This window comes from Rhizobium sp. 62_C5_N11_2, assembly GCF_051811185.1.
In the GTDB taxonomy this organism is placed as follows: domain Bacteria; phylum Pseudomonadota; class Alphaproteobacteria; order Rhizobiales; family Rhizobiaceae; genus Rhizobium; species Rhizobium leguminosarum.
Genome location: NZ_JBPWPW010000001.1, coordinates 2,544,372 through 2,557,828, shown reverse-complemented (window position 1 = coordinate 2,557,828; position 13,457 = coordinate 2,544,372). Strand labels below are relative to the sequence as shown.

Annotated in this window: 10 protein-coding genes; 5 read left to right on the top strand and 5 right to left on the bottom strand. The window is 61.3% G+C overall.

Going from position 1 to position 13,457, the window contains the following annotated elements; genetic code table 11:
- The first annotated feature begins 201 nt into the window (after window positions 1–201).
- On the top strand, window positions 202–1,785 hold the full coding sequence (locus AB8B31_RS12920; RefSeq protein ID WP_113543578.1) for a Na+/H+ antiporter: 1,584 nt from the start codon (window positions 202–204) through the stop codon (window positions 1,783–1,785).
- A gap of 96 nt (window positions 1,786–1,881) precedes the next feature.
- Here AB8B31_RS12920 and AB8B31_RS12915 read toward each other — a convergent pair whose 3' ends face one another.
- Window positions 1,882–3,783, bottom strand: coding sequence for a potassium transporter Kup (locus tag AB8B31_RS12915; RefSeq protein WP_130652644.1), 1,902 nt, complete (start codon window positions 3,781–3,783; stop codon window positions 1,882–1,884).
- A gap of 339 nt (window positions 3,784–4,122) precedes the next feature.
- Here AB8B31_RS12915 and tyrS point away from each other — a divergent pair, with 339 nt between their 5' ends.
- Window positions 4,123–5,388 carry a tyrosine--tRNA ligase gene (gene tyrS / locus AB8B31_RS12910; RefSeq protein ID WP_183619138.1) on the top strand — a complete coding sequence of 422 codons (1,266 nt, stop codon included), beginning with the start codon at window positions 4,123–4,125 and terminating at the stop codon, window positions 5,386–5,388.
- A 190-nt stretch (window positions 5,389–5,578) separates the two neighbouring features.
- On the opposite strand, the gene AB8B31_RS12905 is transcribed toward tyrS, so the two are convergent.
- Complete coding sequence (locus AB8B31_RS12905) at window positions 5,579–6,895, bottom strand: MFS transporter (RefSeq protein ID WP_065277439.1); 1,317 nt, start codon at window positions 6,893–6,895, stop codon at window positions 5,579–5,581.
- Window positions 6,896–7,086: 191 nt separating this feature from the next.
- Here AB8B31_RS12905 and AB8B31_RS12900 point away from each other — a divergent pair, with 191 nt between their 5' ends.
- From AB8B31_RS12900 to AB8B31_RS12890, 3 genes are all read left to right on the top strand, one after another.
- Entirely contained in the window at window positions 7,087–7,986 is a 900-nt protein-coding gene (locus tag AB8B31_RS12900) for a LysR family transcriptional regulator (protein WP_130652642.1), read from the top strand.
- Window positions 7,987–8,322: 336 nt separating this feature from the next.
- Window positions 8,323–9,498, top strand: a complete 1,176-nt coding sequence (locus tag AB8B31_RS12895) for an MFS transporter (protein WP_065277438.1) — start codon at window positions 8,323–8,325, stop codon at window positions 9,496–9,498.
- 500 nt (window positions 9,499–9,998) lie between these two features.
- Window positions 9,999–10,421, top strand: coding sequence for a TIGR02594 family protein (locus AB8B31_RS12890; RefSeq protein ID WP_018242589.1), 423 nt, complete (start codon window positions 9,999–10,001; stop codon window positions 10,419–10,421).
- 56 nt (window positions 10,422–10,477) lie between these two features.
- Here AB8B31_RS12890 and AB8B31_RS12885 read toward each other — a convergent pair whose 3' ends face one another.
- The 3 genes from AB8B31_RS12885 to AB8B31_RS12875 form a co-directional block, all read right to left on the bottom strand.
- Window positions 10,478–11,263, bottom strand: coding sequence for a class I SAM-dependent methyltransferase (locus AB8B31_RS12885; protein WP_065277437.1), 786 nt, complete (start codon window positions 11,261–11,263; stop codon window positions 10,478–10,480).
- Window positions 11,264–11,586: 323 nt separating this feature from the next.
- On the bottom strand, window positions 11,587–11,907 hold the full coding sequence (locus AB8B31_RS12880; RefSeq protein ID WP_026188445.1) for a low molecular weight protein tyrosine phosphatase family protein: 321 nt from the start codon (window positions 11,905–11,907) through the stop codon (window positions 11,587–11,589).
- A gap of 77 nt (window positions 11,908–11,984) precedes the next feature.
- Complete coding sequence (locus tag AB8B31_RS12875; RefSeq protein WP_130652641.1) at window positions 11,985–13,388, bottom strand: pyridoxal phosphate-dependent decarboxylase family protein; 1,404 nt, start codon at window positions 13,386–13,388, stop codon at window positions 11,985–11,987.
- Between the last annotated feature and the right edge of the window lie 69 nt (window positions 13,389–13,457).

Genomic DNA, 13,457 nt, shown 5'->3' with positions numbered 1-13,457 from the left:
TAACACAAAGCGAAAATTGTCTCCGGCTGCCTCTGGAGCAGCCGTTGCCAGGCCGGCGGTGTTTGCAGCGCCAAGCGTCTATTCAGATGTGCAAGGACGCTGTAACACTTTGAATTGCTGCATTCTTCCCTAGATCGATTTCGATTTAAGGAAGAATGCAGCAGGCATCCAAGATTCGTTTGCGAGCCGGGGCAGAGGCATATGGAACCAACCCACTTATTCGAGCTCGTCATCGCGATGTTTCTTGCGATCATCGCGCTGCACTATGCGGCCCACAGGCTCGGATTGCCGCCGTCCGTCGCGTTGCTGACGGGTGGTGCTTCGCTGGCGTTTGTGCCGGGGCTGCCGGCGATATCAATTGATCCCGGGCTGGTGCTGGTCATCTTCCTGCCGCCGCTGTTGATGGATGGCGCCTGGTCCATTGCCGCCGGGCGGTTGCGGCGGCATGTGATCGGCATCGCCTCGCTTGCCGTCGGCGCGGTGTTCTTCACCTGCGCGGTCGTCGCCGTTGTGGCCCACCTCATCTTTCCGTCGCTTCCCTGGGCGGCGTGCGCTGCCCTTGGCGCGATCGTTGCGCCGCCTGATGCGGTTGCGGCGCGCGCTGTGCTGCAGCGGGTCAGGCTGCCGCGGCGGCTTCAGATTCTGCTGGAAGGCGAGAGCTTGCTCAACGATGCGAGCGGACTGGTTCTCTTCCGCTTTGCCGTTGCCGCTGCCGCAACGGGCGCCTTCAGCGCGGGGGAGGCGGCCGGCAGCTTCCTCGTGCTGGCGCTCGGCGGCGCCGTCGTCGGCATCGTTGTGGGAACGGCATGGTACAAACTCGTCCGGCGTCTCGGCGACGAATATCTCATCATCGCAGCCTCGGTGCTGCTCGGCTGGATTGCCTATCTGCTCGGCGAGCAGCTGCATGTTTCCGGCGTCATCGCCACGGTTACCGCCGGCCTGATCATGAGCTGGCACCAGCACACCGTGCTTTCAGCCGCAATGCGCATGCGCGGCATCTCGTTCTGGACGGTGATGATCTTCCTGATGGAAGCGGCGGTGTTCATCCTGATCGGGCTGTCGCTCCGGGATGTCGTCGAACGCGGCGGCGGCTTTGCCACCGTGATCGCGACCATGGGATTGCCGATGCTGGCGATCCTCGTGGCGCTCGTGCTCGCTCGTTTTGCCTGGGTCTTCGCCGCCGATTTCGTCATCAGGTTATGCACTGCCCTGGGGTTCACACGCGCCGCGCCGCTCGGCGTCGGCGGCGCCACCGTTCTCAGCTGGGCGGGCGTGCGCGGCGTGGTGACGCTTGCTTTGGCGCTGAGCTTGCCGGAGGGATTTCCGGGCCGGGACTTCATCCTCGTGACGGCCTTCGCCGTCATTCTCGGAACCGTGCTCATACAGGGCACGACATTGGGGCGGGTGATTGCCTGGGCGCGGCTGGTGGAGCCGGAGTCGGAAAGAGCGCGCCTGACGATGAGCCAGGCCGAAGCCGCCATGGCGCAGGCGCAGTTCGGGATCGTCCAGAGCCTGGCATATGATGCGGAGGGGAAACTCATCCATCCGCAATTGCTGGAGCGCTACCAGCGCCGGGCCACGTCGATCGTCGACTATGCCGAGAGAACCGAGCACTACGTACCGATGCTGCATGCGCACTTCGACGTAGTTCTCGAAGCAGTTGCCACGGGACGCCGGGAACTCATCCGCCTCCACCGCGCCGGCGAGATCGATGATGAGACGTTGCGCGAGCTGGAACGGGATCTCGATCTCGAGGAATTGAGCGCGATCTCGGCCAAAGCCTGATGTTCAGCGCCTCGCGCTTTCGACATCTTCGTCAACGCATTGCGATACCGGGGCTGATACCGGCGCGATCCTGATGTCGCCGAGCGGCGTCCTGACCTAAATGGCGATCTGTTCGCCGAGTTCGACGACGCGGTTGGACGGCAAGTTGAAATAGTCGGAAGGATCAATCGCCAAGCCTTCCAGCGCCATGAATATGCGCTCCTGCCAGGCGGGCAGCCCGGTGTTCGGCGTCCTGACGAGATTTCGGCGGCCGAGATAGAAGGAGGTCCTCATGATCTCGAACTTGAAGCCGCCCTCGCGGCAGAGAGCCAGCGCCCTGGTGACATCAGGGTCGTCCATGAAGCCGAAGGTGATGTCGAGGCGGACGAAACGCGGCGAAAGCTGGCTGATCTTGATGCGGCGGCTGTCGGGGACATAAGGTTCGTCCTCGGTCCACACGGTCAGGATGACGTTCTGTTCGTGAAGCACGTGGTTGTGCTTGAGATTGTGGAGCAGCACGTTCGGCGTCCGGTCCGGAACGCTGGTCAGGAACACTGCCGTTCCCGGAACGGTGACCGGCGAATGGTCCGACTTTCGCTCGATCGACCTGATGAAGGAATCGAGCGGGATCTCGTTGTTGGCTCGCAGCCTCTTCAGATAGGCCTGGCCTCGGGTCCATGTCCACATCAGGATCATGATTGCCAGCGCAAGGGCGACCGGAACCCAGCCGCCATCGTAGATCTTCAGCAGATTGGCCGCCAGGAACATGACTTCGATGGTGAAGAGCGGCAGCAGCCAGGCGGCGGCGAGCACGAGGGAGTAGCCCCAGACGACCCGAAGGAACTGGAAGACCAGCATGGTCGAGATGACCATGGTTCCAGTCACGGAGATGCCATAGGCGGTCGCCAGCGACTCGGAGTCGCCGAAGGAAAAGATCAGCATCAGCACGCCGACCAGCAGGAGAAGATTGACGGCCGGCACGTAGATCTGGCCGGTGTTGGTCTCCGACGTGAACTTGATCCTGAGCCTCGGCAGGAAGCCGAGGTGAACCGCCGAGCGGGACAGCGAAAATGCGCCTGTTATCACCGCCTGGCTGGCGATGATCGTCGCCATCGTCGCCAGAAGAACCATCGGCGGCAAGGCCCAGTCGGGATACATCAGAAAGAACGGGTTGCCGGCCGTTTCGGGATGGGCGAGAACCAGCGCACCTTGCCCGAGGTAGTTCAGCAACAATGCGGGAAAGACGAGTACGAACCATGCCATCTGGATCGGGCGGCGTCCGAAATGCCCGAGATCGGCATAGAGCGCCTCGGCACCCGTCACCGTCAGAAAAACGGCGCCGAGCACGATGAGGCCGACGCTGCCGGCATGGGTGAGGAACAGGAATGCATTGGCCGGATTGAGCGCGGCCAGAATCCTCCAGTCGTCGCCGATATGGATGAGGCCGCCGGCCGCCATGGCCAGAAACCACAACACCGTGATCGGCCCGAAAAGCCTGGAGACGGCGGCTGTTCCCCTCGACTGGACGGCAAAGAGGACGACCATGATCGCTGCCGACGCAAGCGGGACGTATTCGGCAAAGGCGGGTGTGATCAATTTCAGGCCCTCGAGCGCCGACATGACCGACAAAGCAGGCGTGATCATCGCATCGCCGATGAAGAGGGCAGCGCCGATCAGGCCGGCGAAGAAGAGCACCGGCACGTTTCGTCCCATCTTCTTCATCAGGAGGGCAAGGAGCGAAAGCGCGCCGCCTTCGCCGTCATTGTCCGCCCTGAGAAGGAAGAGCACATATTTGAAGGTCACGATGATCGTCAGCGTCCAGACCATCAGCGAAATCAGACCGATGACCTCGGTCTCATGCACGCCATCGGCGGCAAAGGGCCTCAACGCCTCGCGAAAGGCATAGAGCGGGCTAGTGCCGATATCGCCATAGACGACGCCGACCGCGCCGATGACCAGTCCGACAAAGCCCTTCCGGCCGACGCCATCCCCCGTCTTATCCATATGCGTCGACGTCATCGTTCCCCGCTCATGCCACTTGCCTATGAGAACAAACATATGCCGCATTGCAGAACGGCAAGCAAATTGATGCGGGTGCGAGTATTTTTGTGGGGGGCGGATGGGGGGATGGGAGCGTTGCGATCCGTTCAATGTCGTCAGTTCGCATCCCCTTGCGATCGCGCTGTCGCATGGTAAAAAGGATGCATGACCTGCGCCCTGAATCTTTCGAGCTTCTATTACACGCTGCTCCCATAGAGCGGCGCAAGGTCATATTCCTGACACTCGAGACGCCGCACGGTCGGCGGCACGTGTGTCAACAGTAGGTCTCCGGCCTGATCGGCCCAAATGGAGACCCTCGTGATACTATCCTCTCGGCCCGCCGGACCTAGATCCGACTTTCTTCGCACTTTGAGCGAGCGCGGCTTCCTGCATCAATGCACCGACTTGGAAGCACTCGACAGCTGGCTTTGTTCAGGAGCCGGCACAGCCTATAACGGCTTCGATCTCACCGCCGACAGCCTTCATGTCGGGCATCTCATTCCGATCATGATGCTGCGGTGGTTCCAGAAGACCGGCAACAAACCCATTGCGTTGCTCGGCGGTGCGACAAGCCGCCTGGGCGATCCGAGCTTCCGCGACACGTCGCGTCCCTTTCTCAGCGAAGAGCAGATCACGAAAAACCTGATCGGCATCCGGCGTGTCTTCGAGCGGTTCCTCGCTTTCGGGGACGGTCCGACAGATGCTGTCATGGTCAACAATGCCGACTGGTTGGGCGGGCTCAACTATCTCGATTTCCTGCGCGATATCGGGCCGCATTTTTCAGTCAACCGGATGCTTACATCGGAGAGTGTGCGCCAACGGTTGGAACGGGAGCAATCGCTGACATTACTGGAATTCAACTACATGGTCATGCAGGCCTACGACTTTCATGTCCTCGCAGAAAGCCGCGGCTGCCTGCTTCAACTTGGTGGCTCCGACCAGTGGGGCAATATCGTCAGCGGCGTCGAATTTGGACGGCGGATTGGCGGACGCGCCCTGTTTGGATTGACTGCCCCGCTGCTGACGACGTCGTCGGGCGCGAAGATGGGCAAGAGCGTTTCGGGGGCGGTTTGGCTAAACGCAGACCGGTTGTCGCCCTATGAGTTCTGGCAATTCTGGAGAAACACCGGGGATGCGGATGTGGGTCGTTTTCTCAGGCTGTTCACCGAGTTACCCTTAGGTGAAATTGCACGCCTCGATGTGCTTCGGGATTCCGAGATCAACGAAGCGAAAAAGATCCTTGCCGACCAAATCACCAGCCTCTGCCACGGGGCAGATGCGGCAGCGCAAGCTTCCGAAACCTCCCGGCGCGCCTTCGAGGCGGGCGAGGTGCCAGCCGGTCTCCCGACGGTTAGGCTGCCGGATAGCCTTCGCGGCAATTTTCCGCTTGTCGAAGCCATGGTTGTTGCCGGGCTCGCCAAGTCGAAAAGCGAAGCACGGCGGTTGATCGTCGGCGGCGGGGTTCGGGTGAACGGTGGCGGTGTAAACGACGAGGCAATGCGGCTTTGCGACTCCGACATCCAGGACGGCGTGATCCGGCTATCAATTGGCAAGAAGCGACACGTCCTCCTTCAGTCGGTTTAGTGTGGTGTCTTCAACTCGGGGAGCGGGCCAAGTCGACCACTTCGTCGCGCTCCCCATTGTTACAAGCTTGATGTGGCAAGCGGTCTTCATGCAACGAGAAAGAAATGTCCAGCAGCAGGACACCTGAGACGTGGGGCGTTCATTATTTCGGAGAACGCCCTCTTCACCCGGACGACCACGAACCGTCTGTTCAAACCGCTCCAGGCTGTTTCACCACTTCGTAGCGAGCCCGGCTCAGGCTGACCAGGCTCGCTATTGCTGCGCAGCCGCCCGCGGTGACGACCGCAAATTCGAGCGCGTTCGACAACGGCAATGTTGCGAAGATGATCGACATGCAGATCCCACCCAGGGTTTGGCCGAGAAGCCGCGCGGTGCCCTGCATGGCGCCGGCGGCGCCGCTTCTGGCTTTCGGTGCCGACAGAAGGAGAATTCGGTTGTTCGGCGTCTGGAACAGTCCGAAACCGAGGCCGGCGATCACAGTACCGACGAGAAACGCGATACCTCTCGGGTCGGGCGGGGTGAATCCGACCATCAGTAGGCCCAGGGCGAGCAGCGCGCCGCCGATGGCGCAAAGCCATGCCGTCTTGACGCGGTTTGCCAAACGTCCCGAAATGGGCGCGATGATCGCGGTCGCGGCAGGCCAGGGCATCATGTATAGACCGGCCAAAACCGGCGTCATGTGCAACGTGTGTTGAAGGTAAAAGGGTAGCGCGATGTAGCTCAGCATCTGGCCGCAGAAGCACGATATCGAGGCGATGATCGCCACGCGGAATGCTGGTTCCGCCAGCAGGTCCGTGGGAACGATTGGTGCGTCACTGTTCCGTTCAAGGCGCAGCAGGACGAAAAGGCAGGCCAGCGAGGCGGCGATGAGGACGGCACCGCTTATCGGCGCGATCGCTATCCGTTCGGCGCCGCAGAAGAAAAGGATGAACATCAGCGTGTTGGCCAGCATCACTTTTGCGTTCAGCTTTCGCTTTGCGCCCTGAATTTGCCCGAGCAGACCGCCGCCGAGCAGAACGATGGCGCCGAGTGGTATATTGACTGCAAACAGCCAAGGCCAGGTCGTGACGGAAAGGATGGCGCCGGCAATGCCGGGGCCGGCAGCGGAAGAAATGGCGATGACCATGGCGTTGATGCCTATGATCGGACCCAGCATGTGCTGCGGGACGGCCGAGCGCAGGTTCATCATGGCAAGCGCCATGATCGCGCCACCTCCCAAGCCCTGCGCGAAACGAGCAAGGATCAGTAAGGGAAGGTCGCCCGCGAAGGCGCAGGCTGCGGAAGCCGCGGTGAACAGCGCGACGCCGATCAGGAAGACCCGCCGCGCGCCGTAGATTTCACCCAGCGCACCACATGGAAGAATGGCAACAAGCACGGCCAGCTGATAGGCCGAGACGACCCATACGGTGTTACCCGCCTCCGCGTGCAGTGAGACCGCGATCGAGGGTAAGGCGACATTGGCAATGGCTCCGTCCAAAACGACAAGAACAAGCGTAAGGAGCAACATGGCAATAGCCAGGTACCGTCGAGGCGACGCCAGGCCGTCTTGAGAAATTGGTGCGGTGTAGGTGAGGGACATGAGAACTCCTCGATGTTTGTTGGACGGTCGACTACTTAGGCTTTGCTGATTGCCCGCGCCAGACGCAACAAAATCAATCGACCGTTGCGTAATGCGCCATGCTTGAATAGAATTGAGCCATGTCTGATCTCGATCTTAACCTCTTGGTGGCACTGGATGCGTTGCTGCGCGAGCAGAGCGTGTCGGCCGCCGCCCGTCGGCTTGGCCTCAGCACGTCCGCCATGAGCCGGACGCTGTCACGGTTGAGGACCGCGCTAGGTGATCCGATTCTTGTGCCGGCCGGGCGCGGCATGGTTGCGACGCCTCATGCCCTTGCGATTGGTGCCGAGGTACATTTGTTGAAAGAAGCCGTGCAAGCCGTCCTTAGTCCGCCATCGACCGTGGAGATTCGGGAGGTGCGGCGCCACTTCACGATCCGTGCCAATGAAGCATTCGTGCTTCTCTGCGCCGCGGGTCTGAGCGCCGCTGTGACGAACGCTGCGCCGGGGATAAGGCTTCGCTTTGCGCCGAGATCGGACAAGGACGTTCAGGCTTTGAGGGACGCGGCGATAGATTTGGACATCGGTGTCCTCCCGCGAGACAGCGGGGAGCTGCGTTGCCAAACTCTTTTCGAGGATCGCTATGTCGGTCTCGCAAGGGTAGGGCACCCGATATTCGATGCTGATCGGCTAACGGCCGAGCGCTATGCCGCCTGGGGTCACGTGCTCTTCTCGATGCACGAGGATTTCGCCGGTCCGATCGACAGGGCGCTCGCCGAATTGGGCCATGTCCGTGATGTCAGGCTGATCGTGCCAAGCTTTCCGGCGGTGATAGCAGTTGCGGCGGCATCCGATTTGATCGGCTCGATTCCGAAGTCATATTGCAAATCCGCCGCGATAAGCCATATCAAAACCTTTGACCTGCCCGTGGCCGTGCCGGGTTTCAACATCGTGCAGGCGTGGCACCCCCGCATGGACGCAGATCCCGTGCATCGCTGGCTGAGGGCGCTGATTTTTGAGACGTTCCACTCGATGAATTGAGTGCGTGGCCCGTCAAATCAAGCGCTTCGTTCCCATTCCGCAGACGTGATCCGCGATCTTATGCAGTGCAGCCTCTCGTTGATGCAGGGAGCGAGAATTGCTGCTCGGCACCGCCGAATGGTGATCGCTGATGGCGCCAATAAGCGGACACCAGTCGTGAGCGGCTGCTGTGAAATTACCGGCGGCTGCATCATGCTGACACTGGCTGTCAGCAATGGTGGTCGATAATCCTGAGACCGCGGGTGTCCGAGCCAGTCGCCATTTCGTCGGAATGTCGGGCTATGCCGTCGGATGCCTGGGCTTCAATCCCGCCCCAATCGGAGCAGAGTCCCCGAGATGAAGCCGCACCAGCGTATTTTCTTCATTCAGTTTGCCGTGGCCCTTTCCCTGGGGGCGTTTGTTTCGCGGCTGCCCGACCTTCAGCTTAAGTTCAGCCTTACGGAAGGGGAGCTTGGCCTGCTGCTCGCCGTCATGTCCTCCGGGGTTCTCTGCGGGTTGACGTTCTCGGTGAGGTTCATCGAGAGGCTCGGTGCGCGCACCACCGCTTTCGTCACCGTCTTCGGTGCGTCGTTGTTTTTCGCGCTGATCCCCTGGATGCCTTCAGCTCTTCTGGCGGTGCCATTGTTCTTCATTGCCGGCGTTTTCACCGGAGCATTCGAGATCAACGCCAATATCGAAACCGATCGCCATGAGGCGCTGCTTGGGTACCGCATCATGAGCCGGGCTCACGGTATGTGGAGCCTCGGCTTCTGCATCACCGCCCTTGTTGCCGCCGGCATGCGGCAGGCTGCCGTCTCCATCGAACTGCATACCTTCATCGTCCTCGTGACGGTCTTGATTGCCGGGTCGATCGTCTTCGCCGGGATCGAGAATGCGCCCCGGCGGCAGGACGCTCACTCCGGAGATACGCCGATCATCGCTTTTCCCACGATCGGACTGCTCCCCCTTTGCCTTGTCGCCGCAGCTCCGCTTCTTGCCGAAGGCGCAAGCGTCGATTGGTCGGCTATCTATATGCGGGACGTGTTCGCGGTCGAACCCTTCGTCGGCGGGCTCAGCGTGACCATTTTCTCCTCGTTCATCGCCATCGGGCGGCTCGGCATGGACCCTGTCATCGACCGCTTCAATCCGCGCCCTGTCGCAATCACTCTGCTTGGGATCGCGGCCATCGGTGTTGTCATGGTTGCGACGGCGACACACCCTGTTGTCGCGCTCGCAGGCTTTGGCCTGACAGGTATCGGCTGCTCTTCAGTTTATCCGCTTGCCATCTCGGCTGCGGCCCGACGCACGGATCGACCCGCACCCGTCAACGTTGCAGCGCTTGGGCAGACGACGTTCCTTGTGTTTTTCGCCGGGCCGCCACTGCTCGGTTTCGTTGCCGAACACTTCGGCATCCGCTTTTCGTACTGGGCGGTCGTCCCTGTTCTCGCCGCAGCATTGCTGGTCACCAGGGCACTTGCCGCTGATCCGGCCCCGGTCACAGGCCAACCCGAACCGGCGCAACCACGCGGTTGACACGCCACGCCGGCCTCCGCTCTCCTAAGCTCCTTCACGTCCGCACCGGAGGGGCAACCTCCGGCTTTCGCTGGTGAATCGGGCGAGCGCAATGTATTTCCCATCGCGCCCAAGTATTATAAGTGGCCATCGGAAATATAGCTCGTATAGGTGAGGAGCTAATTCCGCGTGCTGTCGTCAACTCTTGGCGAATGGTTTTGCTGCTCAAGCATTGCGAACACAGTCCATCTCGTCTGAATGGACCTGATTGGGATGGCGAAACTCCAGCCTTTCCGCCCCGAAAAACATATGTTTTGCGGGGTTTGTGATGGCCGTGTCCGGCCCCAAAGGGAGGCTCGCCGACAGAGTTCTGCGCCTCGCTTCGGACAAATTTCCGCCGCCAAAATGCCAGTATTAGTTGTTTCTAAATCACGCCATAATTCACATCTACGTTGCCGCGCCTGTTTTATTCTTCGCCACATTTCGGAATTTCAACATTATACAAACAATGGTGGGTAACTATGAAGGTTATTCTCGTCATCGTCCTCACGGTGCTTGCCGTGCCCTGTGAGGCGGACATGCTCGGCACGGCGTCCAAGTACAAGAGCATGCATGAACGCTCCATCTCCTTCCTCAGCATCAATCCGCGCAGAGTATCGTGGTGCGGGGCGTTCCTGGCCTTTGTCGCCAAGCGATCTTCGCGGGAACCGCCGCCCAACCCCAATATGGCGGCGTCTTGGAGAAAGTTCGGCAAGCCGGTGTTCTTCCGCGCCGCCAGGCGAGGGGATGTCGTGGTGATCCGCACCGGTCGACGCTTTCATGTCAGCCTGTTCGATCACATCGACCAGCGCCGCCAGTACGTCTACCTGTTTGGCGGCAATCAATCCAACCGGGTGCAGCTGTCGCGCTATCGCGCCAGCTCGGTGGTCGCCGTGCGACGATGATGTTGGGTGAGAACTCACCTTCCTTCCAAACCTAGATGGCGGCGGGAAAACAGGCCTTACGCCTTGCGCGCCCTGACGTGGAGGAAGATCGGTGCGATGCGGGTATCGGCGACCATTGGCTCGGCGAGAGCCACCTCGACTGACGCCATGGGCTCGCCGAAAGCATCGATCGTCAGTCCCGCTTCGACGATCATCGACACCCAGGTCGACAGCGTCCGGTGAAAGCGCGGGACGGCAAACGGCGTCAGCGTCGCCCGTTCGGCCTCGGGGATAGAGGAGAAGATCCAGCGATCGATCCGGCCGTCGCTCTCGTCGAAATAATCGGCGATCTCAACCGCGACGGGCTCGCCGGCCTGATTGCGGATATTTCGGCGTGTCGGCGGCACGAAACAGGGGTGCAGGATCGAAAACTGCAGGAAGCCGCCCGGCTTCAGGACCCGGTGGATGCCCTTCAGCACCTCGCGCTGGTCGGCCATGTCCATCATCGACATGAAGGCGGTGACGAAATCGAAGCTCGCCTCCGGGAAATCGATGCTCTGGCCGTCGCCGAGCACATAGTCGATGCCGAGCGGCGCTTCTGCCTCGCTCTCGCGGGCATAGCGAATGAAGGTCGGGGCTATGTCGAGCCCGGTCATGCGGGCGCCGAGGCGGGCGACGGCGCGAGTATTGGAGCCTTCGCCGCAGCCTAGGTCGAGCCCCGCTAAGCCGGTGACCGGCGGCAGCATCTCCAGAAAGGCCGGCGTGTTCAGCGCGTCGCGGTATTTGTCGTAGCCGGCGCGGCTGTAGATCGTCCAGGTCTCGGCATTGCTCTCCCAATGGGCGGCGACATCATTGGCGTTCATGGCTCTCCTCCTTGTGCGATCGGAACGGGCGGGGAGCTATAAGCGGAGCGTGTGGCAATGGGAAGACGGGCGGTCCACTGTAAGCGGTTCACGCCTATGGATCATGACCAAGTTCGCGTGCACTATCATTCGATCGAGAGGATAGGGGGCTGCTGTGTCCGACGAAGTGATCATCCGCGAGCTGGTCGGCCTCGATCAGACGATGACAATTATCCCGCGGCCCCCGCAGCTTGGCCGCAAGTGCCACCACTAGCGCAAAGCGGGACGGACGGAAGAATTGCCCGCCTTGTGCTGGCGGCGATTTTACGGTCGCATGAACAGGCTTAGAGATGCCGGGGCACCTTTGCCTTCAGCAGTTGCACGAGCGCGGGGTCCATGAAATCGTAATCATCAGGAATATGAAGGCAGATCAACCGCTTGTCCTTGAGAGCTGACCGGTACTTGCCCTGGACTTTCGCACGGTGAGCCTTCTCCATGACAAAGACGATATCGGCCCATTCGACCAGCTCGTTCGATAACGGATTTTCGGCATCCTTGTTCGTACCTGCCGAGGAGACTTCGATTTCAGGCCAGTTCGCGAAGACCTGTTCGGCCGTCGGGCTGCGAAGCTTGTTCTGACTGCAGACGAACAGCACGTTTTTCACGTTTCTATCTCTCTTCAAGTGAATAGGGCCGGCGATAGCACAATTCCGTGTCCGGGCGAACCAAGGGAGTTGATGCATCACCCTCGGCTGACACTCTTGAACGCAGCGATGATGCTTTGTGCGGCGAGTTGCGCCTCATCTGACGTCGTCTGGAAATTGGTGACGGAGAGGCGCAGGACGTCGCGGCCGCGCCATTTGGCGCCGCCGGCGAAGATCATGCCGTCCGCCTGGATCTTTTCGATCGTCTTTCGCGTCAGCGCGTCGCCTTCTTCGGAGGGCAGGTCCGTTCCGAAGCGGATGACGAGCTGGTTCAGCACGACGTCGTTCAATATGCCGATGCCCGGTTGCAGCGACAGGAGATCTGCGATCAGCCGCGCTGAGGTGCAGCACTGATCGATGAGGGTGGTGATGCCGTCGCGGCCGAGATGTTTCAGCATCGCCCAGGTGGCAAAGCCGCGTGCTCTTCTCGAAAGCTCGGGCACGTAATGGGAGGGATCGCGTTCGCCTTGGCCGGCGAGCGGCAGATAGCTCGCGGCAATCGTCATGGCGCGGCGATGAGCGAGTTCGTCGCGGACGATGGCATAGCCGCAATCATAGGGCGTCTGCAGCCATTTGTGGCCGTCGGTCGCCCAGCTGTCGGCCGCTTCGATGCCGCGGCTGAGGTGGCTGGTCTTCATCGATGCCTGCGCCCAGAGGCCAAAGGCACCATCGACATGCACCCAGGCGCCTTTTGCCTTCAACAGCGGGATGATGGCGGCGAAATCGTCGAAGGCGCCAGTATTGATCTGCCCCGCCTGGAGAATGGCGATGGCGGGACCGGAGACCGTATCGAGCGCGCCCGCCAGCGCGGCCGGGTCTATCCGGCCTACCGGATCGGTGCGCACGCGCAGCACGCGATCGTGGCCGAGGCCTAGGAATTGCAGCGCGGAGAATACCGTCGTGTGGGCATCGTCGCCAATCAGCACGGTAATCTCGGGGGCGCCGAACAGGCCGTTGGCATCGGCATCCCAGCCCACCTGGCGCAGCACCTCGCCGCGCGCGGCGGCAAGGCAGGTGAAGTTCGCCACCGTCGCACCCGTGACGAAACCGACCGAGCTTTCGGCCGGCAGCTGCAAGAGATCGAGAAGCCATCTCGCCGCGACGGTCTCGACGGCGGACGCGGCCGGGGCAACGGCATGGTTTCCGGCATTTTGGCCCCAGGCGCTGGTGAGGAAATCAGCCGCGACGCCGACCGGATGGGAGCCGCCGATGACCCAGCCGAAAAAGCGCGGCCCTGTGGTTGCGTGCAGCCCGGGTTCGGCGCCGTCCGAGAGACGCCTGATGACATCAAGCATATCGGAACCGGCCGCCGGCAGCGGTTCGTCGAAACAGGCAAGCGAGGCTGCGTAGTCGTGGGTGGGCACGTGGCGGGCGGGCGTTGCCTGCCGGAATCCCGCCGCAAGGCGGGCGGCTTCCTGAAACAGAGATGCAATTGCCGTCATGCGGATCCCCCTGCCGCCATCGATCCTGGAGGGGCACACCCTCGAAAGCAGGCTGCCGGCACACGCAAT